A 24,776-nucleotide genomic window follows, 5' to 3' on the forward strand; every position below is an offset into this window, starting at 1 on the left:
GAAATTTCTAAATAACTTTTTAGTGTCCATCGGTATTAAGAATGTTTAACTTCCAAATAGATTACCTCACCTTTGTTTAACTAGAGTTGATTAATCTTATTAAGAGTTAAATCAGTATAAATCCGATGTTCCTTTCTATATAATAAATTCAACGTTTTATTAGTTGTAAAACGCTTCCTTTATTGTAACATTTTATCGAAACTATTGGGGATTTATGCCCCTTTTCCGAATAGTTTTATCTTACTGTCGAAATTCGCCAGATTCCTTTGATTTCAGTGAGTTTTATCGCACCATTTTGATCTGTTCTTAGACTTTTTACTTTATATTTTTTGAAAGTATCTAGTGTCTGTTGATTGGGATGTCCGTAATGATTGTTTTTTCCTACTGATATGATCGCTAATTGTGGTTGAATTTGTTTAATAAACTTTGGATTTGAACTCGTTTTACTCCCGTGATGACCTGCTTTTAAAATATCAACTTTTAAATTTGGATAGTTTTTTAATAATTTCATTTCACCATCTTGCTCTAAGTCACCTGTGAATAAAAACTTTTTCCCATAAAAGTTACCATAGGTCACTATGGAATCATTGTTGTCCCCTTTTCCTGTATAACCGTTGGACAGAACTTGAAGTTGACTGTTAAAGATGGGAATTTCATCACCAACTTGAGTGAGATGGATAGGAATTTTCGCTTTTTTTAATTTACCTACAAAGTCTGGACAAGTTAATTCTCCTGGACTAACCCATACTTCTTTAATTTTTATTTTATCAGCAAGATTTAAAAAATCACCGACATGGTCGTCATCTGTGTGCGTGAGTATGAGCTGATCAATCTGACTCACTCCCTCGGATTCTAGATATGGGATGAGCGTTTTAGATGCATTTGACTCTGTTTGAGCTTTTTGCCAACTTTTTTCTGGAATATTGAGTCTTCCTCCTGTATCAATCAAAATCGTCTGTTTATTAAAGCGATCCTTTAAAAAGATGCTATCTCCTTGTCCGACATCGACTGCGGTAATGGTTGGCTGGCTTGGATTCTTGCAGGTGAAAAATATAATAAACAGACTGCATAATAGGAGCCAGCGCAGCTTTTTCTGCATCCAAAAATCGAGCAACAGAGCTGTTATGCTCAACAAAAGTATGAGTTGTATTGCATTGGGCTTGCCCAAAACAAGTGGATAATGAAAAGGGCAGTCTACAAGCTGAACAAGTGCTTCAAGTGTTTTAAACATCCAGTTTAGGTTGAGCGTTAATCCTGTCAGTGATAGTAAAAAAACTGTAAGTAACAGCGGAAGGAGTATCAAATCAAATAGCATCCCAAAGCCAATGGTTAGTAAAATAGAGAGGGGCTGGAAAATATAAAAATTGAAAATGAGTACAGGGAGTACTAGTAAGCTCAGTGCTGATGATGCGATAATCACTTGTTTAAGCTTTGAAGTCAAATGAATTTTTTCTGTCAGTGATTCCTTTTTGCTTATGAATAAATGTGATAGCATACTGATAGCAAATGCGTAAAATAGAGTGAGCTGACCACCTGCTGTCAGTAAAAATTTGGGACTTACAAACATTAAAATAAGTGTGGTTAGAGCAATATTGTCTAAACCTGTCAATTTAATATTTTTTTGAAAAAGTGCGCGAAGAATTGATACTGATAAACCTGTCAAAAAAGCATAGATAATTGAAAAAGGAACTTGGAGGATATCCACAATATCTCGTCGTATTCCCAAACGTAGCAATATTTTTCGCAAGCCATCAATAAAAAAATTAACTTGCATCCCTGACAATGCAAATAAATGGATAATCCCAAGTGAACTATAAATATCACCCATTTGCTCAAAATCTTTATCAAGATACCCAAAAAGCAGTCCTGTCATATAGTTTGACATAGGTTTGGGGAAATGACTTTGTATCCAAACAATTGCGCTTCTTCGTAGTACGTGTAAGTCAAGCCCTCGATTTGTTTTGATTTTCGAGATAGATGTAACGATGATTTCTCTGTAAATTCCTTGTGTTGCAAGATATTTTTGTTCATCAAAACCATTAAAATTTCTTTGATGCTCTGGAACTTCAAGGTTTCCTGTGAAACTTATTGTGCAATTTTGTCTTAGATTCTCATAAAATTTTTTCTCTTTTTCTGATTGGAGTGTGTCATAAACTTGATATTTTTTACCAGCTTCATTTCCCTGAAAACTGAGCAAATCACCATTTACTTGAATACTGTCAGGAATAATCTTGATTTGGGAAACGTTTTGAGCTTGAGTTATCATTTTTTGATGGTTGTCAATGCTGACAATGAAGAAAAAACCTGTCAGCACCAATAAAATTGGAAAAAGCAGGAAATATTTTCTATACAATGCTATACCCAGCGAACAGGCAAAGGCTAGTGCTATTAATGAATTAAAATCAAAAATGCAATAATAAAGCAAAACTGCTAAATATGCTAAAAATATCAAAGGAAACTTAGTCAACACAGATAGAATCCTTTAATTTTGCAATTGTTTTATCGCCAAAACCTGGTACATTTCCTAGATCTTCTACTGATTGAAAATTACCATTTTGAGTGCGATAATCAATGATATCTTGCGCCTTCTTTTGACCAATACCGTTCAAAGTTTGGAGTTGTGTCAAATCGGCAGTGTTGATGTTTACTTTTGGCGTTTGTGATGTGGTTGTCAGCGAATTTCCCACTCCGTCAGTACTGACAGAGTTATCAGCAGATGCTCCGCTTGCCATTTCTCCCTTTTGAGGAACATAAACTACCTCTTCATCCTTTAATTTCGCTGCTAAATTAACCTGATTTTGATCCGCATTTGTAGTAAAACCTCCAGCCAATTTAATCAAATCATCAACACGCATATCGCTAGAGACATTATAGACATTGGGTTTCACAACTGCCCCTTTGAGGTCAACTTCAATTTCTGTTGCTTTTGAAAAATGGTTTGATGTGCTGACAGAAGTTTTGTCAGTACTGACAGAACTCAACATCGTTGCTGACAAGGCATTGTCTGCACTTTTTGGATGACTGACAAAATAAAAGATTCCACCAGCAAACAGTGCAACAACTGACAGAATCACAAGTTTCAAATTTTCTTTGATAAATTCGATTATTCTTTCCATACTTGATATTACGGAAAAAATCTTGAATTGTCACTTAACGTTTTCCTAACCACTAATTTTTCTCACCTTAGTCGTAAAAAAAGCGCTGTATACCACAGCACTTCTAAGATTTTATTTTCTTACTAGCAGAATCCTAGCTGCAATAATCGCAACAACAATGAGAATAATAATCAGCCAAGCCTGCCAAGTGTTCGGATGATAACCCAGGCCACTTTTGCGCTTAACAAACCAAGGTTTTTTCCCGCTGGTTTCACTAACTTCTGCCTTTATTTTAGGTTTATTATCTTTACCCAAAATATTGTTAAAAAGTTGTCTGATAATTTTCTCATCGCTGTAAGAAAGTACGTTGCGCGCGTAGATTTTCTCGCCAGCTTTCGCTACAGCAATAGTCGCCAAAAGTTGCAAAATCAATGCAATCCAAGCCTCTGCTGTAGTTGAATATTGAATAGCAAAACGGCTGGTCATCAAAGTTGGACTAATAAAAGGAATAAAACTCAGCACCTTTAGCACCACATTCCCAGGTACAGCAGCTCCAGCAATCCCACCAATATAACCAATCATAGATAAGAAAGCAATCGGTTGAGTAGCTTGTTGCACTTGTGACTGCTCATTAACAAGTGATGCGACAATCGAAGCCAAGAATAAATAACCCAATATCCCAACAATTGCCATCAGGACAATATAAATGCCAAAACCAAAAGTGATTCCAGAAAGCATTCCACTAATTGCTTGAACTTGATCCATATCCTTAATAAATGGATACGCAATACCAAATCCTACTACATAAATCCCAATCTGTGTTGCTGTTAACATGATTACACCGATAATCTTACCATAGTACTGCACATTTGAACTTGTTGCTGCAAGCAACGTTTCCATGATTCGACTTGATTTTTCATTACCGATTTCTTGACCAATAATCCCAACATAAAGCATCAAAAGAACAAAAATAAAGATTGAAGCAATCGTTCCAACAGCAACATTTGCTCCAGCAGCAGCAGCACCACCAGCTGTTGTACCCGTAGCTGTCTGTTTCTCAACTGTAAGATGTGCTGGAGCCAACAATGATTTCAAATCAGCAGAGGTTAAACTCAACCGACTCGCCGTTTGAGCAATATTGACCTGCGTCAAAGCCGATGTCAGGCTGCTCTCATCAAACTTAATATTCGAGCGAGTATTTGTAATCAGACGATAACCATCATCTGATACCAAGAGAAAACCATCAATTTTTCCATCTTCAAGTTTGGTTTTTGCCTCATTCTCTGTTGAAATGTTAGACAAATCAGCTGAAAGATTCTTATCCGCTTTAAGAATCTGTGTAATTGCTGGTGCATTTACGACAGCCATCTGTGGCGTCTGACTCCCACCAGAACTAACAATCAATCCTACTAACAGCGAAACTGCTACTAGTAAGAACGGAGAGATGACCAAGGCCCAAAATCCTGCTCCCTTGATTCGATTACGATAAATATTTTTAGCAACAAGCCAAGTCTGATTTTTCATTTGTTTCCTCCAATCAGGCGTTCAACCTGTTCATCGCGAACAATATCTACTTTTTCTGCATCTTTTTCCGCAACTTCCATTCGGAAAATTTCATCAAGTGATGGTGGTGCCTGAACAAAAGCTTGCACATACCCCTTTAAAGCAACTTTTTGAAAAATTTCGCGTCCGACCTCAGCATTAACAAGTTTTATTGAACGACCGCCTCCTTGTTTAGTCACAGATTTCACACCCGAAATGGCTAAAAGATCGTCATCAGATACCCCATCTTCTAGATAAATACGTGTCCTACCATAACTTTCTCGAATATCTTGAACCGTTCCATTTAAAATTGTTTTTCCATCTTTTAGCATCAACAAATTATCCGATAAAAGTTCAACATCGCTCATATTATGATTTGAAAAAATGACAGCTGCCCCATTATCACGACTTTTTTTAATCTCATTACGCAGAATTTCGGTATTGACTGGGTCAAGTCCCGTAAAAGGTTCATCAAGAATTAAGAATTTTGGCTCATGAATCAACGTAGCGATAAATTGTACCTTCTGAGCATTCCCTTTTGAGAGTGTCTGAACCTTATCTGTAGGCTTTCCAATCACTTCCACGCGCTTCATCCACTCGGCAACTTTGATTCTGGCATCACTCCGTTTCATCCCGTGAAGCTCAGCAAAATACATGATTTGGTCTTCTACCGTCATTTTTTGGTAAAGTCCACGTTCCTCAGGCAGAAATCCAATCAGTTGTTTCGTTTTTTGAGTGATTTTTTCACCGTCCCATGTGATAGTCCCTTGCTCCGCCTGAATAAAGTCCAAAATCATCCGAAAACTTGTCGTTTTACCCGCACCATTCTGTCCAATAAGTCCCATCACTTCACCAGGTGCAACTGTCATAGATAGGTCATCTACTGCCACTTTATCACCAAAACGTTTAGTTACATTTTTGATTTGTAAGGTCATACTTCCTCCACTACTTTCTCTTAGTCTGATACTCTTAAAAACGAGACTCACTTATAAAAGATTTTCATCTTTAATTCGAATATCATTTTTGGCTGTTCAAACTCAGTTAAATCATTTCATTTATTTTATCACTCTACTATTGATAATTATACCATAGACAAAGTCTGTAAATCATAGACCAATATTCTTTTCTGTAAGTAGGAACGGGTTTAATTTAGCAAGTGTGTGCTAATTCCCCCACTGAATGAAGTAATCACTTCAATTTTCTTTATATCCTCGCGACCATCCCCAAAGAATCAATCCATAAAGAACGACCACCCAGATATAAGAAAAAAATTCAACCCCCGCAGAGGTAAAAACGCCCTCCTGAATGAGTATTATTTTTCCTTTTACAATATTAACAATCTGAAGAGCTGTAAAAAGTCCATAGACCATTCCCAAGATTTTAAAAAGTCGTAATCTTTTTTGGGGAAATCCCTGACCAAAATAAGCGCCACGCAGTACCGACTCCAACACAAAGAAAATAGAAACTAGCGCAATAATCAACAAATTTTGTGTCCCAATCGTAAATAATCGACTTCCAGTCCCCTCAAAAATTACGCCACTAATAATCAATAAACCTCCACCAAAAATCAAACTATGCAGTGCGATAGAACCTCGAACTGCCTTTTGGCGCTCATCAAGTTGATTATAATTGCTAATCCCTCTTCGTCGCTTAATCAGTACAAGCATAATTAAAATGACTAAAGCACTGGCTATCCCATTAATAAATCCTACGATATTCATCTATTCTTCCTCCCAAAACAAATCATTCAAAGTAACATCTAATACCTTACATATATCAACACATAAGCTGATTGTCGGATTATAATTTCCCGATTCAACCGCAACAATTGTTTGCCGCGTAACATTGACTGCCTGTGCAAGGTCATTTTGTGTCATACCTTTAAGTACACGCGCAGCTTTCAATTTCAAGTTTTTTCCCATGAACAAATTATAAAATATATCTTTCTAAAAGTCAACTATAACATACTTTTTGTTATCTGAAATGTATCTACGATATTATTCTCTCAAAAATAAAAAAAATCATAAGACTATGATTTTTTTATGCTTTTACTTTAGAAAGTTTAATTTGTCTTTGCAGACTTACTACTGCCAGCAAAAGGAGTAACATACTTGCAAGTAGTGCTGCTCCAGCTGGAGCAAGCTGACTATTTTCCAAAAATACACCGTGTCCTTCAAATAGATAAATGCTAGTGTTTGTAACATCAGCAGCAAAAATAATTGCTAAGAGATAAAACAAGACTTTTAACTCTTTTACTTGTTTAAAAGTTGTCCGAGTTTGCCATATTCTAAAACTAGCAAAAGCCAGAAGCAAAGTGCTGAAAAGATAAACCATTTCAAAATTTTGAATCCAGTAAAAATGCTGAGCTTCAAAAATGAAACCGACAATAGTGAGTATTCCACCAAATATGAGCGTTGGAATAAAGATGAGCCATAGAATTTTATTCATTATTTTTTCCTCAAAGTATAAGCACATCCTTTTGGTATTCCATTGATTTAACTTTTATAAAATCACTATCCGAGGATAAGCTTATCTTCCTTTTTTATTTCTTATTTAATTTTAATATATTTCTCATCAAACTCAAAATATTATGTTTTCTTTTCTCATAAATAAAAAATCTTGGTCATTCCAAGATTTTTTTAATGGTTTCTGATGATAAGTCTGTGATTAATTTGATGGGCTGAACCTGTTCATCTTTTTGCAAAAGTAAATCCATCCATTGAATTCCGTACCATTTTCCAAACTTATAACCTGATTTTTGAAAAATTCCGATAGCTTCAAAGCCAAACTTTTCATGAAAAGCCATGCTTGCAGGATTGGGATAAGTGATGCAAGCATAGGCACGTTGATAATTAAGTAAAGATAACGCTGTTAATAACTTTTCATAAAGTATTGTGCCCGTACCATGATGCCGTTCATTTTCATCAAGATAAATGGATAGCTCGACCACCCAATCATAGGCCGCCCGTTCACGATAACGTCCAGCATAAGCATAACCAATAATTTTACCATTTTCTATAGCTAATAGATATGGAAACACTGATGCAGTTTTCTCTATTCGTTGAGCAAAGTCTTCCACAGTTGGAACCTCATATTCAAAAGTTATCGCTGTTTTTTCCACATATGGCTTATAAATTTTTAATAATTCGGTTGCATCCGCTGTTGTTGCTAATCTAAATTTCATTATTTCTCCTGACTCTCTTTTGAATATTATACACAATTTTGGATTAAATATCTTTATAGGAATCAGTTTGTTTGTGATTTACAATTCTATTTCTTAATTAATAAAAAAACTCCGAGGAAAAAATAACTTCCTCAGAGTTCCTGAATATTAACTAAATCCTAAAGATGATTTACTAATTCTAAACCTGGTGTTAGAGTGTTTTCTCCTTCTGCCCATTTTGCAGGACAAACTTGATCTGGATGTTGACGAATAAATTGTGCTGCCTTCACTTTATTAACAAGTTGAGAAGCATTTCTCCCAATACCATCTGCCGTAATTTCAACTGCTTGAATCACACCATCAGGGTCAATAATAAATGTGCCACGTTGTGCTAGTCCTTCTTCTTCATCAAGAACATCAAATACACGTGACAAGTTCCAGCTTGGGTCTGCAAGCATTGGATATTCTATCTTTCCGATTTTAGGGCTATCCATGTGCCAAGCAGCATGGACAAAATGAGTATCAGTTGAAGCTGAATATACTTCTGCTCCCAAAGCTTTTAATGTTGTATAGTGTTCTTGCAAATCTTCAAGTTCTGTTGGGCAGACAAATGAGAAATCCGCTGGATAAAACACTAACACATTCCATTTTCCTAAAAAATCTTCATTTGTAACTGTTTTAAATTCTAAATCATGATATGCTTGTACGGAAAATTCTCCAATTTTTTTACCTACTAGTGACATAAAAATAACTCCTTCTAAAAATGTGATACCTTAATTATATTAAAATTTAAAGAAAAGGTCATGTTTCAGAAATATGAGCTAAGATTATTTTCAATCTAACATCTAGTGACTCTCAAAGAGTAGTACATGTCCAATTGTACCATCAGGGTACACTGCCATTTGTTCATTAGTAATTATTTTATAATTAGAATCTATTTCAGAAACAATTTTATTCCAAAATTTTTCCGAACTTTTATTTTGGGGATGATATTTCAACTGCCAACTCCCACAAAATTGCTTAAAGATTTGGTATGCGGCTTGTCTCCCAATTCCCTTCCTTCGGAAAGGATAAGTGATAAAAAATTCGTACATTGTTTTATCTGTCGAAATATTTATCTCTAAAAAATTATTAATCAATGCAAAACCCGCAAGTTCACCATCAACTTTTATGAAGTATGAATAACGATTTTTATCATTGAAAATATCATCTACACGATAGTGAAATAGCCCATCTTTCTCGACTTTAGCTTGAGTGTATTGAGAAAATTCATAGATATATTTCTCAAGTAAATTTTCTAATGTTGCTTTGTCATCAATAGAAATTTCTTCTAGTATAACCATCTTTTCTCCCTACTTAATGGTGGGTCAAAAACTCAACAATCCAATAGCCAACATACGCCCAGCTCAGAAAACCATGCCAAACTGCATTCCAAAATGCTCCACCATTTTCTGCAAAATGCATACCAGTAGCAACCAAGAATCCCATAAAGTACATTGCACTTGACACATCAACGTTTACTTTGATTTTTTTGTCCATTTTTTGCCTCCTAACTTTAATTGATTAAATGCTTATCATTCTCTCCGTTCTTTATCCTCTATTGATAAAGTTACCTACTCATTTTCTTTTATTATATAAAAAAAGCTGGTGTTAACCAACTTATTTCTTTTATTATTTAACCGAAAAAACTTACGATGATTAATCCAAAAACTACTAAAATACCTAAAAAACTGGCGTTAATAATCATGAAATATTTTACAAAACCAGAAGTTTCGCCACGTGCCTGCATTCGAATCACTTTGTAAGCAATCAATGTCGCCATTGAAGCAACCATCGTTCCTATTCCACCGATGTCAGCACCAAGTACAACTGACACCGCATGAGGCGTGAATGGAGAGATAAGAATAGGAGCTGCGATATTTGAGATAACCTGACTTGTAATCACAGTACCCAAAAACGCTGCTTGTGGTCCCACAAACGTACGACTAATAAAGTCAGTGAGTGCATGGATATTAGCAATATTTCCAACGATTATAAAGAAGCAAACAAAGGTTAAAAGAAGATGATAGTCCACACCTTTAAATAACTGCGGGCGATAAATTAACACAACTACTGCGACAATCGCTGCTGCTAAATAAAAATTAATATAACCAAATACGGATGCTGCCATAATAATCATCAGAATCACAAAAATTGATGTTTCTAATTTATTAAACTTATCAACTTTTGTCTCAATTACTAAGGGTTCATTATCAATGAACTGACAAGCAACATTGAGCAAGATTAATCCCGCCAACCAAAGTAGTCCTGTTCCTTTAAAAAACTCTAAATTTGTCAAAACATGACCACCATGATGTGCTGCATTTTGATAAAATGAATAGAGATACAGATTATGGGGATTACCTTGAGGAAGCAAGCTTGAACCTGTGTGACAAGCAGGAACAATCATCGCTGCTCCAATATAAACTGATTTTCGATTCTTAATCTCTTTTGTGATTGCCAAGTATAGAGGCAAAATAGTCAAAATTGTAAGATCATTTGTAAAAAATATAGCAAGAAAGAAAGTGAGCATTGTTGTAAATCGTACAAGCTGACGTGTTGTCTTACTCCGTTTTACTAATGATTCTCCTAGATAGCGCAAAAGTCCTGTTGAACGAAAACCTGCAATAACAAGCATCAATCCAAACACGGTTACAACTACCTTATAATCAAAAAAACGTGTTGTAAATCCGCCAAAAACGACGGCAATAATTGCGATAATAAAAGCGACAAGAAAAACCTTATCGACCAAAAACCAATTCCAAACTGCTTGCAGAATGTGCTTTGATTTGCGTCCAGTAGCTGATTGTTCCACTACTTCTCCTAACTATCATATGGATACTCGCTCTACGTTAGGAGCGCTCTAGCTCCTCTTTGCAAAGCAATATGGTTTTATCTATCACACAAAAAGAACGACTAAAACTGTCGTTTCCAATATCAAGTGACTTTTACCATTTACACACTGTTTACATTATAGCATAAAAAGAAAGTCAAGCAACTAATTTTTGGGACTTACACTAAGGTTTGATAAATTCTGACATTTTCATTTTTTGTCAAAAATTTTGATGACAAATTCTATGTCTCATAAAAAATAAAAACTCTGTCAGCGTACTGACAAAGCTTTTTATTTTTATTTTTATCCAATCGAACCTTCCATTGAGTAAGAGATTAAGCGATTGAGTTCAACAGCATATTCCATTGGAAGTTCTTTGGTAAATGGCTCAATGAATCCCATGACAATCATGTCAGTTGCTTCTTTTTCTGTCAGCCCACGACTCATCAAATAATAAAGTTGTTCTTCAGAAATTTTTGATACTTTTGCTTCGTGCTCAAGAGCAACTTGTGAGTTATGAATTTCATTGAACGGAACAGTATCAGACTTTGATAAATCATCCATCAAGATTGTATCACATTCAATATGAGAAGCTGATTTTTTCGAATTTTTTCCGAAAGTGACTTGTCCACGATAATTGACTGCTCCACCATTTTTGGCGATAGACTTTGAAATAATCGAGCTTGATGTGTTAGGTGCATTATGAATCATTTTTGCACCTGTATCTTGATTTTGGTTAGCCCCTGCAAATGCAATGGAGAGCATCGTCCCACGTGCTCCTGGACCATTCAGATGAACGGCTGGATATTTCATAGAAACACGAGATCCGAGGTTCCCATCAACCCATTCAACTGTCGCATTTGTAGCTGCACTTGCACGTTTTGTCACAAGATTATAAACGTTGTCTGACCAGTTTTGGATGGTTGAATAGCGCATATAGCCGCCTTCTTCCACAAAAATTTCAACCACAGCTGCATGAAGTGAACTCGCAGAATAAGTTGGCGCCGTACATCCCTCAACATATTGAACAGATGCTCCCTCTTCTACGATAATCAATGTCCGCTCAAATTGTCCTGATTTTTCGTTATTAATTCGGAAATAGGCCTGAATCGGAATGTCACATTTGACCCCTTTTGGAATGTAAACGAAGGATCCACCTGACCAAACTGCGGAGTTCAATGCTGCCAGCTTATTATCTGTTGGTGGCACGAGTTTTGCAAAATATTTTTTGAAAAGCTCTGGATACTCACGTAATCCTGAGTCTGTATCTGTGAAAACAATGCCCAACTTTTCAAATTCTTCACGCATATTGTGATAGACAACTTCTGATTCGTATTGCGCAGAAGCCCCAGCAAGGTATGAACGCTCTGCCTCTGGAATACCGATTTTTTCAAAAGTATCTTTGATTTCAGCAGGGACATCATCCCATGAACGCGCCGCTTTTGCTGACGGCTTTTGATAATAGACGATATCATTAAAGTCAATGTCAGAGAGGTCTGGGCCCCATTTTGGTAAGTCTATTTTTTTAAATGCTTCAAATGATTTTAGACGAAAATCAAGCATCCATTCTGGTTCATTTTTTGTGGCAGAAATCTCACGAATAACTTCTTCTGTCAAGCCTAAACCAGTTGTAAAATCCAGTTTCGCATTATCATGAAAACCAAATTTATATTCTTCTAAGCCTTCAACCGCATCATCTGCGGTGTTGACGATTTTTTCTTCTGTCATTTTTATCCTCTCAGTTTCTTTTTTGAAAAGATTTTTGGTCCATTCTTTTACTTTTTGGTTCTTGACGGTTCTGTCAGCATACTGACGAAAGATTTCATCCGCTTTTTACACTCATCGGCTGATTCAAATTGCACTGACAGCTCTATCAGTATAATGACAAAATTATCGAGTTCACTGACAATTTCTTATCCATTGATTCAGTACCTGTCTTGATTTGCATTAAGCTATTAAGCTAACAGAATTTTTGTCAGTGATTTTCACCAAAGCAATCCCTCATATCTTTGATGTGAGGTTGTATCTTAAATTCAGTAGAAGTTGAAACTCTCATTGAATAAGTCTTGACTTCATTCACCATGAGTAATTTTGGATTCTGCTTCACCCATTTCAAGTGCTTTCTTTAGGGCATTCCAAGCTAAAGTTGAACATTTCACACGTGATGGAAACTTACTTACTCCTGCAAGAAATTGTGCATCGCCAAGTTCTTCCTGACGTTCATCCTCCGCTCCTGTTACCATTGCTGAAAAAATATTTGCTAACTCTAATGCTTCTTGCTTTGTTTTCCCAAGTACTGCTACTGTCATCATCGAAGCTGATGCCGTTGAAATCGTGCAACCATGCCCACTAAAAGCAATATCTGAAATCACATCACCATCAAAGACAACGGTTAGACGAATAACATCTCCACAAGTTGGATTATTTAAATCAATCATACATCCCGTATGTAATTCCCCAGCATGACGTGGGCTTGATGAATGGTCCAAAATCACTGCACGATATAAATTATCTAATTTAGATAAAGCCACTCTCTCACTCTTTCTATAAATTTGCTCAAAGCAATTGTTCTAGTTTTGTTGGTACCAACTCAAGCGCTTGACGACACCACGGATACTTACCCTTAACCAACGCAAAATCCGCACCATCATCAAGCAATCTCGCTGTTGCTGTCAGCCTAAAACCAATTCCAGGATAATCATTAAAACCTGTCACTTCACGAACAGCAACTAGAGCAAATACAGTATCATTTATCCTAATATCTGCCTCAAAATGTGTAAAACCAGCAGCTGGTGCTAAAAGACGTCCATCCTCTGTCAATGTCAGATAAGATATCCAAGTCCCTGTCGCATGAGGAGCTTCTTCTGAACCCCAAGATGTGAGCGCAACTTCGCCTTCGTATTTCAATAATTCTAAAAATTTATCTGTTAAAATTTTCGTCATTTTTACAATTCTTTCTTCAACTTTCGCCAGCCACCTGCACGATTATTTTTGATTATCTGACGAACCATTATCAAAAACGCTTTTTCATTAAGTATATCATGCTCATAAAGCGAAATCTGCCTAGACGTTTTATTATCAAATCCACCTGTAATAATATGCTCTGGATCGAGCACAATCCCGCCATCATAAAGGAAAATCGCTAAATGATTCTTTGCTGTTTTTAGAGCGCAAATATTACCTTCAAGCACAAAGTAGGGCATATTTGTCCACTTAATTGTCTCCTCAACTTCGCTATCTGCCTCATGCAAAATGCGACGAACTTGTCTGGCAAAATCTTGCTGATAGAGAGGAAGTTGAGCAATAAACTGGTCAACACGCGAATCATTTTTCATTAACTAAAAAACGCTTTCGTTTTTAATATTGCCTCAACCAATTTATCGCAATCCTCTTTTGTATTGTAGACATAAAAACTAGCCCTCGCCGTTGCAGGAGTATCAAGGTAGTTTAAAAGTGGCTGCGCACAGTGATGACCTGCACGTACCGCAACACCTTCCATATCCAGAGCTGTTGCCACATCGTGAGGATGAAGTCCTTCTAAATTAAAAGCAATGACTCCACTGCGTTTCGCATTATCCACTGGTCCATAAACCGTTAAGCCATCTATTTCGCGCAGCTTTGGCATCACATAATCAACCAATTCGCGCTCATGCTGGTGAATCTCATCAAGTCCAAGCGAATTAATATAGTCAATTGCAGCACCCAGAGCAATTGCACCTGCTATATTTGGTGTACCAGCTTCAAATTTCCAAGGCAACTCTGTCCAAGTTGAATGACTTTCATAAACAAAATCAATCATCTCGCCACCAAACTCAACGGGATTCATCTGCATCAGAAGTTCTTCTTTGCCATAAAGCACGCCAATGCCTGTGGGCCCCATCATTTTGTGTCCAGAAAAAGCAAAGAAATCTGCATCTAATTCTTGAACATCAACCTTCATATGAGGTGTAGATTGTGCACCGTCAACAACCACATAGGCACCATGAGTGTGTGCAATATTAGCAATTTCCTTAATCGGATTAATTACTCCAAGTACATTGGATACATGAGCAATGCTGACAAATTTGGTCTTGTCAGTAATTTTTGCTCGCAAATCATCCATGTCAAGCATCCCATCTTTAAGATAAACAAATTTCAATGTTGCGCCAGTAGCCTCTGCCACCTGTTGCCAAGGGACAATGTTAGAATGATGTTCCATAATTGAAATGACAATCTCGTCAGTAGCTGACAGAACTTGGTCAGCAAAGCGTGTCACCCAATTAAGTGATGTGGTCGTCCCACGTGTAAATAATACTTCTTTTGTCGATTTTGCATTGATAAAGGCACGAACTTTCTCTCTAGCAGCTTCATATTTTGCTGTTGCTCGTTCTGCCAAAGTATGTACTCCACGATGAACATTGGCATTATCAGTTTTATAGTAGTCTGTCAGTACTGACAGAACCGAAAGTGGCTTCTGTGTCGTTGCCGCATTGTCTAAGTAAACCAATGGTTCATCATTTACATTCTGATCAAGTACCGGAAAATCTTTTTTGATATTATCAAGCATTACATGCCCAGCTTTCTTTCAATCGTCGCAATAAATTCCTCACGGACAGAAGCCACAGGAATTTCCCCAACAACAGAACCTAAGAAACCGCGAATAACCAAGCGTTTGGCTGTATCTTCATCAAGCCCACGAGATTGCAAGTAAAACAAATCTTCTTCATCAACCTGCCCAACAGAAGCCGCATGTCCTGCTGTAACTTCATTCTCATCAATCAATAAAATCGGGTTCGCATCACCACGCCCTTTGTCTGACAACATCAAAACTCGTGAAGATTGTTGTGCATCAGCATTTTTAGCTCCTTTGATGATATGACCAATTGCATTGAAAGTCAGCGTTCCTCTATCCAAGATGACCCCATTTTGCAAGATATGACCAACAGAAGATTTACCAAAATTGGTCACTCTTGTATCAACACCTTGAATTTGATGTCCTGTTGAAATACCCACTACTTTTATTTCTGAGTGAGAACCATCTCCTTTGAGGTCACTATCAAAATCGGCTACAATATTTCCGTCATTCATCACACCAACCGACCAGTCAACCGTCGCATTTTCGCCAATCAATCCACGACGAATTACTGAGGCAGTCACATTCTCACCCAGTTGATCAATCGCTGAAAATTTTACCGTACTTCCCGCCTCAGCAATAACTTCCACAACAATGTTTCCAGTAACTTTCACAGTACCTTCACCCGTTGTTTCCAAACGTTCAAGATAATTGACTTTTGCATTTTTCCCAACAATAATCAACACACGTTTAGTAAAAGGAACATTTGAATCTGCATCTTGCATTAAAATTGATTCTACAGGTAAATCAACTTCGACTCCATCTGGGACATAAAGCACCACAGCTGAATTAAAAGCCGCTGTATTCGCCGCAGTAATACGACTTTCGTCAAATGGAACAACCTTACCAAAATATCGTTCAATCACTTCTGGAATTTCATTCAACGCACGATGGAAGTCAGAAAAAATCACTCCTTGAGTTTCAAGCTCAGGTGTTGTTTGTTCCAAAACCGTCTGAGTGCCCACCTGAACCAACAATGGATGATTAGGCAGTTCAGTAAACGTAGGGACTGCCCCATCTTCTGTGGACTCCGCAATCGTCAGACTGTCTATCCCCCAACGATTAATTTTGACCCGTTCAATATTTGGAAGCTCCAAACTTTCAAATTTTTCCACCGCTTCCTGACGCGTTTGCACCAACCACTCTGGTTCCAATCGCATTTGTGAAAAGTTTAAAATTTCTTGATCCATATCAAACTTCTTCCTTATATTCAATACCGAGTTCTTCTGCGATATTTACATAACCTTCAACCTCAAGACGTTTAGCAAGCTCCGCTCCACCCGTCTTAACCACACGACCTTCCATCATAATATGCACAACATCAGGTGTAATATAGTCTAAAAGTCGTTGATAGTGAGTAATAATCAAAGCTCCAAACTTTTCTCCACGCATTGAATTCACACCCTTTGCAACAACCTTTAATGCATCAATATCAAGACCTGAGTCAATTTCATCAAGAATACCGAAAGTAGGTTCAAGCATCAACAATTGAAGAATCTCATTCCGCTTTTTCTCACCACCTGAAAAACCTTCATTGAGGTAACGTTCAGCCATTTCTTCTTTCATATTGAGCAATTCCATATTTTTATCCAATTTTTTAATGAATTGCATCACAGAAATTTTATCATCCTCGGCACGTTTTGCATTAATTGCGGCACGTAAAAATTCAGCATTTGTAATTCCAGGAATTTCTGATGGATACTGCATCGCAAGAAAAAGCCCAAGACGTGCGCGCTCATCAACTCCCATTTCCAAAACATTTTGGCCATCGAAAAGCACTTCACCCTCTGTCACTGTATAGTTAGGGTTTCCCATGATTGCAGCTGATAGAGTTGATTTCCCTGTCCCATTAGGTCCCATAATTGCATGGATTTCACCTGTATTTATCGTCAAGTTTACCCCATTGAGAATTTTTTTATCTTCGATTGATACATGAAGATTCTTAATTTCAAGTGTTGACATTTTTCTCTCCTTCAATCTGACTGAAACGGAGATTCTCTATCACCATTTCGTTCATTTCATAAATTGTCAATAATTTTTGACATTTTATAATTTCTATTTTATCAAAATTCTCGTGGTATTTGTTGTTTTCTGTTACCGTTTTTATCTAATAAAAAATAGCTAGAAAACCTTCTAGCTTATTTTTTGGTTTTGACAAGAAATATTTTCTTATTACAACTTTATTTTGTGAAATCTCCGTCATTTTTTTCTTCTATTGGTGTTGTGTTCTTACGACTCGCAAAGTCAGTCATAAGCTGTGGAATATCAACACCCATCTCTTTCATAACATCCAACCCCTTTTGAAGTCCTGAAGCAGACATCCCCATAATCTTATCTGAACCTTCTCCACCATATATCTTGATAGAATCAACTGCACGAAGATTCTCCGAAACAGAGCCGACAACTTTTGGTAAAACTTCCATCGCCATATTGAGAATTGCTGCATCAGTCATATGTTTCATGGCTTCGGCCTTTTTCTCAATAGCTTCAGCTTCTGCCTCACCATTCAAGCGAATAGCTTCAGACTGCGCTTTACCTTTTGCAAGGATGGCCTCAGCTTCCGCAAGTGCCTTAATTTTTTGTTCTTCTGCTTCAGCCTGTGCCTTTGCGATTTGAGCTTCTTTTTGCGCATTTGCCTCAGCAACAATTGTTGCTTGTTTTTCTTGAGCTGCCCGAAGCACTTCTTGTTGTTCAAGTTCAGTAGCACGTTTACGCTTGATAATTTCAACTTGCATTTCTGCATCAGTTGTTTCTTGTTTAGACTTCGCTTCTTGGATTGCGTAGGCTTGGTCAGCTTTCGCTTGCGCTATATCCGCTTGTGTCTTTGCATCAGCCTGTGCAATATGCTCTTCTTGGTCAAACGAAGCAAGTTGAATTGCTTTACCTTTTTGAGCATCTGCAATACGTGTTGCACTTTCAGCTTCTGCTTGTTGAGCCTCTTGATCTGCTTGAGCTTTTTTAATCCGTGTTTGCTTATCTGCCTCAGCAACAGCAACAGCAGCATTTTGTTGAACGCGTGCCACTTCTTCTGCACCTAAAGCTTGAATATAATTCTGGTTATCGCGAATATCATTAACAACAAATGACACTACCTGCAAGCCCATTTTAGCAAGGTCAGTTGCTGCCTGAGCTTGAACCTCTTTTGAAAACTTATCCCTGTCTTCGATAAGTTCTGAAACAGTCATTGTCCCAATAATCGCGCGCAAATGTCCTTTCAAAACTCTATCTGCCATTCCATCACGTTCTGCATCTTTTTTTCCTAAAAATTGCTCAGCAGCAGTAGCAATTTCTTGTAAAGATGAACCAACTTTAATCATAGCAGTCGCATCCACAGTAACTGGAATCTTATTTTTCGAATAAACTTTGTCAGCTTGAATATCTAAGGCTGAAGATTGTAAACTTAAATATCGTGCGCTTTGTAATCCAGGTAAAACAAATGTTCCAGAACCCCGAACAACTTTCAGTTTATTTCCTTGAGTGTCTTTATTCACCCCTTTTGAGCCTAACATCGCTCCATATACGATTAATGCAGCCTGTGGACCAGACTTTTTATAGTTGACTACAATAATTGCAATGATAATTAATACCACAACAACTGCAGCCCCTCCCAAAATAAATAGTGGATTCATACGATTTCTCCTTTTAACTAAAAGCTCATTGCCATTTATAAGAATAAAATTTGGCTGTGTTATCTACTTTTCAAAATTTTGATTGGTATGGAATGACATATGCCACACCATTTAACACTTCAATAATCAATACTTCCTCATTTTTAGAAATTGAAGTGACTGGATGTTGTTTTTGATGATAAATTCTCGCTGGTAAAGTTTTTCGTGACTCATTGACAAACTCTGTCATCACTTCACCTACAGCACCGTTATCATCTATCCCAACTGTCAGCCTGCCTACCAAAAGATTTTTTTCGTCAGCTTGATAGGGTTGGTCACTAACAGAATTAAATAAAGACATTATTGGAATAAACAAGACAGTAAGCAAGAGCGCAATAATAATGACAGCAATGATAATAATTAAAACAATCCCTGTTCGCCCCATAGCTTTCTCCTTTTATTCCAATTTCATACTGAATTATAGCGCTTTCATGACTTTTTGTCAATTTTTTGTTATATTCTTTGAAAAATTTATCATCAAATAAAAGTAACATTGATTAATCAATGCTACTTCTTATCTTTTCTACTCAAACGACGCATAGGAAATTCTTGCGTAGATTCTTCATCTTCAGATGTCTCATTGTCTTCATCTTTTGCTTTTGAGTGCAGTACTTCTTCTCTGTAACTTGAATTTCCAATAAATTTCATCGTTTTTAAGACTGGTTGACGATTCTCCCCTAGTATTCCTACCAGTTCTATAAAAATTTCTAAACCGAACAAACAAGCCACAACGAGGAAAATACCACCAATTCGACTTGAAACTTGCAAAATTAATGAAATGAATGCAAAAATTGCTGCAATAGCATAGATAACAAGCACAGCGCCACGATGAGTAAAACCAAGTGCCATTAAACGATGATGAAGATGTCGCTTATCTGCTGTTGCAATAGATTGACGATTCAGTTTTCTACGAATCATTGCGACAATAGTATCCGTTAGAGGAACTCCTAAGATTAAAAGAGGAGTCAACACTGCAACAGCTGTTGCATTTTTTAAACCTTGCAACGAGGCAACAGATATCATAAATCCTAAAAACAACGCCCCAGTATCCCCTAGATAGATGATTGCTGGATGATAGTTATAAGGGAAAAATCCCATAATTGCCGCAACGATAGTAAAAATCGTTATTGGTAAGAACACATTTGGGCTCGGAAGGAAGAAATAGGAAACAATCCCCATCGTTGTCAATGATATTACTGATACACCACTAGCTAATCCATCTAATCCGTCAATGAGGTTGATGGCATTAGTAATTGCTAGAATCCAAAAAACGGTAAATATATAGGAAAGCCATGCTGGAAAACTTAAGAATGGACCACCAAACGGTATTTTGATATTATCAAAACGTGCATGAGTAAAAAACCAGATGAAACTCGCAGCAATAATGAGTCCTAACAGTTTCATTTTTGGCGAAATTTCTTTGATATCATCAATTAACCCAGTGAGTACAACAATACCACTCGCAACCACAAAAGGCCAGATATAGTCAAAATAACTCTCTAAACGAGGAGGACCAGCATTGGGCGCAAGAGGTTGAACATTCCCAACATAAGGAGGTTGACTATGAACAATATGAGGCAAGATGAGCAACGTTGCAACTGCAAAAGCGATAAAGATGGCCAGACCTCCTGCAGAAGGCATAGGTTTTTTATTGATTCGCCGTTCATTAGGTTTATCCACTGCGCCAATCATACGAGAAACAAAGGTCATGATTGGCGTCAGAATAACGGATATACCAAAAGTCATCATAACAGTAATCAAAAATTTCAACGCAAAGGGTATTTCTTTTAAAGTATCAACCATATTTAGATTTTTCTAAGAACATCTAGAGCACGTGTAGAAATCAGACATTCTCCATACTCCTGCAAAAATTCTCGGCTAATTTTACTCGCTTCACCGTATTCCATCATTCTGGCACGTGTGCTTTCAACATGCATTTTCCCTTTAGATTTTTGATTATCTAAAACAACGAGATAAAAATCACCATCATAACTATAAAATTCTGATTCTTCATCGGCAAATTTGACATTTTTGATTCCTGTCAGTACTGAAAGCATATCATCATAACGGATAGAGTAGTAAATGAAATCTGGATCTTGTTCCACTTCATCTTTTTTTGCTCCTGGAAGACCCAATCCGGGATTAAAATCGGTGATTCCTCGCTCTTTTGCCATATTTGCTCCAATTTCATTGAGCTTATCATAGAAGCCAGTCATCAACTCTTCAAATTCTTCTGGGTCATCAGGAATTTCTCCACCTTCACCCAAAAGTGCCTCTTCATGAACAATCATATGGACACCTTGTGGGAAAGGTTGAATTTGGAATGTAAGCATTCCGACATTTCCAAAACGATTTTCTAATCCCAATTCATCAACTAACTCATAGAAAAATTGCTCTATAACCTCTTGATTACCAAAAAAATCAGACAGTTTAATATCATAATCTGTTAAATCGTCAAAGGACAGGGTAATTTTTATTGTATTTTCATTTATATCTTCAAATTTCATTTGTATTCACGTGCAGGCCTTATACTACTTCCTCTAAGAGTTTTTTAGAGGTAGAAATTTCTTGTGCTCAACAGCAGCTTTTCTTCTGCATACACAAGGTAGTCTATTTACAGTTTATCAACAAATGGGTTAATTAAACTAGCCTAATCTCTCAAAGGTGAGAAACTGGCGACCTGCTTCCTTTCTATCTAGCATTTTATACTCGTTCATCTCTAATCTTTCCTAAAAATATATAAGATGAATCGTAGACAGACTGCTTTGCGCATGAGTGAAAAATGAATTACTTTTCTTATTCACAATTTTGACGCAATGCGTCAGGCGCAGAAAACTGTTTACGTAGATTACTTCTCTCCATCACTTTATAGAACAGCCACTCACGCTTTAACGTTTGCGGAGATGCAAGTTGTGCCTAAAAGTACGGCGATGGAGTTATGAAGATAACGCAAACAAACTTTATCTTTCAAGCAGAACGCTTAAAAATTAAACAGTCTTACTTTCTATTTCTTTTCAATTTCTTACTAACCATTATACCACAGACCAGAAAAAAAACAGCACAAGGGCTGTTTATCACCATTTTATACTTTGGTTGTTTCGCTTTTAGTCATATAAAACTGAATTTTACTTTTCACAAAACAACGTTATCAAAGCACTTTAGCAAGGAAATCTTGTGTTCTTTTTTCTTTTGGAGAATCAAAGACTTCTATTGGAGCACCTTGTTCAACGATAACACCGTCAGCCATAAATAGCACTCGGTCAGCAACATTCTTTGCAAATCCCATTTCATGTGTAACAACAACCATTGTCATCCCTTCTTTAGCAAGTTCCTGCATAACGGATAAGACTTCCCCAACCATCTCAGGATCAAGTGCAGATGTAGGTTCATCAAAAAGCATAACATCTGGGTTCATTGCAAGCGCTCTAGCGATAGCAACACGCTGCTGTTGTCCTCCTGACAAAGATTGGGGATAGGCAACCTCTTTGTCTGATAAATCAACACGCTCAAGTAGTTCTTTAGCTTTAATCGTTGCTTCTTCTTTCGTCATTCGTCCTGTTTTTATAGGTGCTAATGTAAGATTATCAAGCACAGTCATATTTGGAAAAAGGTTAAATTGTTGAAAGACCATTCCCATTTTCTCACGGTGTTTGAAAACATCAACTGATTTATCAGCAATGTTTGTCCCTTCAAAATAGACCTCACCTTTGGTTGGTTTTTCAAGAAGATTCATTGTTCGTAAAAATGTTGATTTCCCTGAACCTGATGGTCCAATCATGACAACGACTTCTCCCTTTTTTATCTGGATATCAAGTCCTTTGAGTACTTCATTTTTACCAAAATATTTATGCAGATTTTTGATTTCGATTAAATATTCACTCATTATTTGGCATATCCTTTCCCAAGTTTTTTCTCAAATATAGCAAGTAAACGACTCACAACAAAAGTTGTGACAAAGTAGTATAAAGCGACGAAAAGCATTGGTGAAATGGTTTGGTAAGTTAAATTTGCAACGGTTTGAGCGCCATTGAAAACTTCCATCACTCCAATTGTATAAAGAAGAGAACTATCTTTAATGATTGTCACAAATTCATTTCCAATTGCTGGTAAAATATTACGAATCGCTTGTGGCAGAATAACTGTTGTCATTGCTTGTGTTGGACGAATTCCTAATGAATACGCTGCTTCCCGTTGACCTGCAGGAACAGCCTCAATACCAGCCCGTACAATTTCCGCCATATATGCTCCTGAATTCAAGGAGATGACGATAATACCAGGCACCAAACGACCAAGATCTTGTTGCAAAATTCCTACCTGAAAAGTTGGTAATGAGATACTTCCCATCATTGCAAAACCAAGCATAATTTGCACCAACATCGGTGTGCCACGAAAAATTTCGATGTAAATGTTTGTCAACCAACGTAGTGGTGCAAATTTAGAAAGCTTACCCAACGCAACAATAATTCCTAAAAGTGTTCCCATCGCTACTACAAAAGCGGAAATCAGGATAGTAACAATCATCCCATCATTAAAATACGGGAGATATTTTGGCAAAAAGTCAAAATTCATTTTTTCTCTTTTCTATTGAATATGTTTCATCACTCTCTTGTTCATCGCTAAATCGCTATAAAATTTAAAGATAAGCCGTTTTAGAATAGAATAATTATAATATAAATAGTATAAAAATACAACTATTTGTGAATAATACTCAAAAAAATTACTGACAGTCTGTCAGTAAATAATTTTACGCTTTTCAGTGCTGATAAAGAGTTCGTCATTTGCTGACAAATGGTAAATTTCACCGTCAATCTGTACGGGCTCTTCTTCTTTAAGCACAACTGCAAAATTTGTTTTAATTTTATGCATAAATAGCGGATGCTCAAGATGAGTCCCCTTGAGCACTCGTGGAACTAATGAAAAAGTACGTATCAAATGATGCTTATCATATTCAACAAGATGAATTTCCTGATTCAGATTTGATGCCTTTGGCGAAATTTTTACTCCACCACCAAAGTAAGGATGCTTTGTAAAAGTCATCAAAAAAGCGTTATCCGTTCTCATAATTTCGTCAAATTTACTGACAGAATTTTGGTCAGTGCTGACAGACATGGAAAATGGTTTCTTGGTAATTAAAACGTGTAAGGCAGTCAAAACATAAGATAAACTTCCAAGTTTTAACTTGTTAAGCAATGTTTTTACTTTACTTTTATTGGCTGATTTGACAATCGTTGCATCAAGTCCGATTCCGATGTTATTTAAAGCATAGCCATTCAGTCCTCTTGAACGATATCGCATAATATATATTTCATGAATGTTCTGCGAACATGCGGCTTCAAATGCTTCAATCGGATTCAAACTCAATTTTAAACTTCGAGCAAAATCATTGCCAGAACCAGCTGGAATATAACCAAATGCCTCATCTGCTGGCAACTCATTGATTACTAACGAAATAGTGCCATCACCACCGATAATAATCAGTCGGTCACCTCGTTTTTTTTCATCCAATATTTGTTTGACAAGCGAAGCCTCTTGTCCCATTTTTTCAGTTGCAAATAATTTATATTCAATCGTATTTTTTTCCAAGTAGGGAAGCAAAATTTCCAAAGTCCGTGCGCCTTTACCTGCACCAGAATTTGGATTTGCAAGGAGATAATAAGTCATAGAATCATTTTACCAAAAATGACAAAATTCTGTCAGTATGACAGCATAAATTTCACAAAAAAATTACTGACAAAATAAAATTAAGCTTCTGTCAGTAACCAAAAAATCCTGTCAGTATACTGACAGGATTTTCTATCCATCAATTTCACATTTTTTTGTTCCA

Annotated in this window: 26 protein-coding genes; all 26 read right to left on the bottom strand. The window is 36.8% G+C overall.

Annotated elements, in window-relative coordinates; genetic code table 11:
- Positions 1-235: 235 nt before the first annotated feature.
- Positions 236-2,479: a DNA internalization-related competence protein ComEC/Rec2 gene (locus tag D7I46_RS06700; RefSeq protein ID WP_120772198.1), complete on the bottom strand. Its 2,244-nt coding sequence runs from the start codon at positions 2,477-2,479 to the stop codon at positions 236-238.
- Positions 2,460-3,116, bottom strand: coding sequence for a helix-hairpin-helix domain-containing protein (locus D7I46_RS06705; RefSeq protein ID WP_120772199.1), 657 nt, complete (start codon positions 3,114-3,116; stop codon positions 2,460-2,462). Before D7I46_RS06705 ends, D7I46_RS06700 begins: the two co-directional genes overlap by 20 nt.
- A 111-nt stretch (positions 3,117-3,227) precedes the next feature.
- Positions 3,228-4,619, bottom strand: coding sequence for an ABC transporter permease (locus tag D7I46_RS06710; protein WP_120772200.1), 1,392 nt, complete (start codon positions 4,617-4,619; stop codon positions 3,228-3,230).
- Positions 4,616-5,572, bottom strand: a complete 957-nt coding sequence (locus D7I46_RS06715; protein ID WP_120772201.1) for an ABC transporter ATP-binding protein — start codon at positions 5,570-5,572, stop codon at positions 4,616-4,618. Before D7I46_RS06715 ends, D7I46_RS06710 begins: the two co-directional genes overlap by 4 nt.
- Before the next feature lie 258 nt (positions 5,573-5,830).
- Positions 5,831-6,358: a hypothetical protein gene (locus tag D7I46_RS06720; RefSeq protein ID WP_120772202.1), complete on the bottom strand. Its 528-nt coding sequence runs from the start codon at positions 6,356-6,358 to the stop codon at positions 5,831-5,833.
- Positions 6,359-6,559 (bottom strand): helix-turn-helix transcriptional regulator, encoded by a 201-nt coding sequence (locus D7I46_RS06725; protein ID WP_120772203.1) that lies wholly within the window; start codon positions 6,557-6,559, stop codon positions 6,359-6,361. It abuts the gene before it with no gap.
- Between the two features lie 118 nt (positions 6,560-6,677).
- Entirely contained in the window at positions 6,678-7,085 is a 408-nt protein-coding gene (locus D7I46_RS06730; RefSeq protein WP_120772204.1) for a hypothetical protein, read from the bottom strand.
- 175 nt (positions 7,086-7,260) lie between these two features.
- On the bottom strand, positions 7,261-7,821 hold the full coding sequence (locus D7I46_RS06735; RefSeq protein ID WP_120772205.1) for a GNAT family N-acetyltransferase: 561 nt from the start codon (positions 7,819-7,821) through the stop codon (positions 7,261-7,263).
- Positions 7,822-7,979: 158 nt separating this feature from the next.
- Complete coding sequence (gene ahpC / locus D7I46_RS06740) at positions 7,980-8,543, bottom strand: alkyl hydroperoxide reductase subunit C (RefSeq protein WP_120772206.1); 564 nt, start codon at positions 8,541-8,543, stop codon at positions 7,980-7,982.
- Between the two features lie 102 nt (positions 8,544-8,645).
- Positions 8,646-9,143 carry a GNAT family N-acetyltransferase gene (locus tag D7I46_RS06745; protein WP_120772207.1) on the bottom strand — a complete coding sequence of 166 codons (498 nt, stop codon included), beginning with the start codon at positions 9,141-9,143 and terminating at the stop codon, positions 8,646-8,648.
- A gap of 13 nt (positions 9,144-9,156) precedes the next feature.
- Complete coding sequence (locus D7I46_RS06750) at positions 9,157-9,339, bottom strand: hypothetical protein (RefSeq protein ID WP_120772208.1); 183 nt, start codon at positions 9,337-9,339, stop codon at positions 9,157-9,159.
- Between the two features lie 136 nt (positions 9,340-9,475).
- Positions 9,476-10,654, bottom strand: coding sequence for an SLC13 family permease (locus D7I46_RS06755; protein ID WP_120772209.1), 1,179 nt, complete (start codon positions 10,652-10,654; stop codon positions 9,476-9,478).
- A gap of 321 nt (positions 10,655-10,975) precedes the next feature.
- Complete coding sequence (gene sufB / locus D7I46_RS06760) at positions 10,976-12,400, bottom strand: Fe-S cluster assembly protein SufB (RefSeq protein ID WP_120772210.1); 1,425 nt, start codon at positions 12,398-12,400, stop codon at positions 10,976-10,978.
- A gap of 344 nt (positions 12,401-12,744) precedes the next feature.
- Positions 12,745-13,203, bottom strand: coding sequence for a Fe-S cluster assembly sulfur transfer protein SufU (gene sufU, locus D7I46_RS06765; RefSeq protein WP_120772211.1), 459 nt, complete (start codon positions 13,201-13,203; stop codon positions 12,745-12,747).
- Positions 13,204-13,228: 25 nt separating this feature from the next.
- A complete protein-coding gene (locus D7I46_RS06770; RefSeq protein ID WP_120773312.1) occupies positions 13,229-13,606 on the bottom strand; it encodes a pyridoxamine 5'-phosphate oxidase family protein in 378 nt (125 codons plus the stop codon).
- Positions 13,607-13,617: 11 nt separating this feature from the next.
- Positions 13,618-14,007, bottom strand: coding sequence for a DUF1801 domain-containing protein (locus tag D7I46_RS06775; RefSeq protein ID WP_120772212.1), 390 nt, complete (start codon positions 14,005-14,007; stop codon positions 13,618-13,620).
- Positions 14,007-15,218, bottom strand: coding sequence for a cysteine desulfurase (locus tag D7I46_RS06780; RefSeq protein ID WP_120772213.1), 1,212 nt, complete (start codon positions 15,216-15,218; stop codon positions 14,007-14,009). The genes D7I46_RS06775 and D7I46_RS06780 overlap by 1 nt, the downstream gene beginning before the upstream one ends.
- Positions 15,218-16,474: a Fe-S cluster assembly protein SufD gene (sufD, locus tag D7I46_RS06785; protein WP_120772214.1), complete on the bottom strand. Its 1,257-nt coding sequence runs from the start codon at positions 16,472-16,474 to the stop codon at positions 15,218-15,220. The genes D7I46_RS06780 and sufD overlap by 1 nt, the downstream gene beginning before the upstream one ends.
- Before the next feature lies 1 nt (position 16,475).
- Positions 16,476-17,246, bottom strand: coding sequence for a Fe-S cluster assembly ATPase SufC (sufC, locus tag D7I46_RS06790; protein ID WP_120772215.1), 771 nt, complete (start codon positions 17,244-17,246; stop codon positions 16,476-16,478).
- A gap of 218 nt (positions 17,247-17,464) precedes the next feature.
- Positions 17,465-18,913 (bottom strand): flotillin family protein, encoded by a 1,449-nt coding sequence (locus D7I46_RS06795; protein WP_120772216.1) that lies wholly within the window; start codon positions 18,911-18,913, stop codon positions 17,465-17,467.
- A gap of 70 nt (positions 18,914-18,983) precedes the next feature.
- Positions 18,984-19,337 (bottom strand): hypothetical protein, encoded by a 354-nt coding sequence (locus tag D7I46_RS06800; RefSeq protein WP_120772217.1) that lies wholly within the window; start codon positions 19,335-19,337, stop codon positions 18,984-18,986.
- Between the two features lie 122 nt (positions 19,338-19,459).
- Entirely contained in the window at positions 19,460-20,755 is a 1,296-nt protein-coding gene (locus tag D7I46_RS06805; RefSeq protein ID WP_120772218.1) for an MraY family glycosyltransferase, read from the bottom strand.
- Between the two features lie 2 nt (positions 20,756-20,757).
- On the bottom strand, positions 20,758-21,459 hold the full coding sequence (locus tag D7I46_RS06810; RefSeq protein WP_120772219.1) for an adaptor protein MecA: 702 nt from the start codon (positions 21,457-21,459) through the stop codon (positions 20,758-20,760).
- Positions 21,460-22,100: 641 nt separating this feature from the next.
- Positions 22,101-22,835, bottom strand: coding sequence for an amino acid ABC transporter ATP-binding protein (locus D7I46_RS06815; protein ID WP_120772220.1), 735 nt, complete (start codon positions 22,833-22,835; stop codon positions 22,101-22,103).
- Entirely contained in the window at positions 22,835-23,521 is a 687-nt protein-coding gene (locus D7I46_RS06820) for an amino acid ABC transporter permease (protein ID WP_120772221.1), read from the bottom strand. The genes D7I46_RS06815 and D7I46_RS06820 overlap by 1 nt, the downstream gene beginning before the upstream one ends.
- 162 nt (positions 23,522-23,683) lie before the next feature.
- Complete coding sequence (locus D7I46_RS06825; RefSeq protein WP_120772222.1) at positions 23,684-24,613, bottom strand: diacylglycerol/lipid kinase family protein; 930 nt, start codon at positions 24,611-24,613, stop codon at positions 23,684-23,686.
- Between the last annotated feature and the right edge of the window lie 163 nt (positions 24,614-24,776).

This window comes from Lactococcus allomyrinae (genome assembly GCF_003627095.1).
Classification (GTDB): Bacteria; Bacillota; Bacilli; order Lactobacillales; family Streptococcaceae; genus Lactococcus; species Lactococcus allomyrinae.